1 protein-coding gene is annotated in these 784 nt (G+C 40.7%); it reads right to left on the minus strand.

The window, feature by feature from the left end; all coding sequences use genetic code 11:
- A partial coding sequence (locus AB4653_RS25690; protein ID WP_372105641.1) for a TonB-dependent siderophore receptor occupies positions 1–784 on the minus strand: 784 nt, incomplete at both ends.

Genomic DNA, 784 nt, shown 5'->3' on the forward strand with positions numbered 1-784 from the left:
GTGTATGTGTAGTTCGCCAACACATCCAAGTTTTCAGTGACTTGTGCTCGTCCTTCCAACTCAATACCTTGTGAGCGAATCTCGCCAACTGAAGTCCATGGTGAAGCGCCATCAGGACGAACTCCAACATTTTTCTTATTCACTTGGAACAGAGCCATCGAACCTGAAATCATATTCTCATATGAGTCATACTTAAGACCAAACTCGACTTGTTCACCGGTTTCAGGATCTAAGTTATTACCGTTAGTATCTAACTTTACACTCGGTTCAAAACTGGTAGCAAAGTTAGCAAATGGAGATAAACCATTATCAAATTTGTACAAAGCGCCTAAGCGGTATGAGAAGTTTGTATCATCAGTATCCGTTTTGCTTGGTGCACCACCCAATACTGATACTTTTGTCGTTGTTTCGACTTTGTCAAAACGACCACCAGCAATGAACACCCAATTATCAATCAACATCTGATCTTGGAAATAGAATCCAAGCTGACTCACTTCAATGTCGTTATTTTGATAATACGTTTTTGTAAAATCATTCGGATTCAGCTTATTGTTATTTGGATTGTAAAGGTTGATGCTATCAACACCTGCGAAAGCGTCGTAGGCTACATCACCCTCTGTGTTTCGATAATCCACACCAAAAAGTAAATAGTGATCCAATGAGCCAGTCGACACTAAGCCCGATAGTTGGTTATCAACACTAATACCCGTAGAACTTTCATCGGTGCTATATGCCGAACGAGCTAATGAGCCAGTTGAAGCATCAAAATTGCCACTGCTAGTAC

Source organism: Vibrio sp. 10N.222.48.A3 (assembly GCF_041475345.1).
GTDB classification, from domain to species: domain Bacteria; phylum Pseudomonadota; class Gammaproteobacteria; order Enterobacterales; family Vibrionaceae; genus Vibrio; species Vibrio tasmaniensis_A.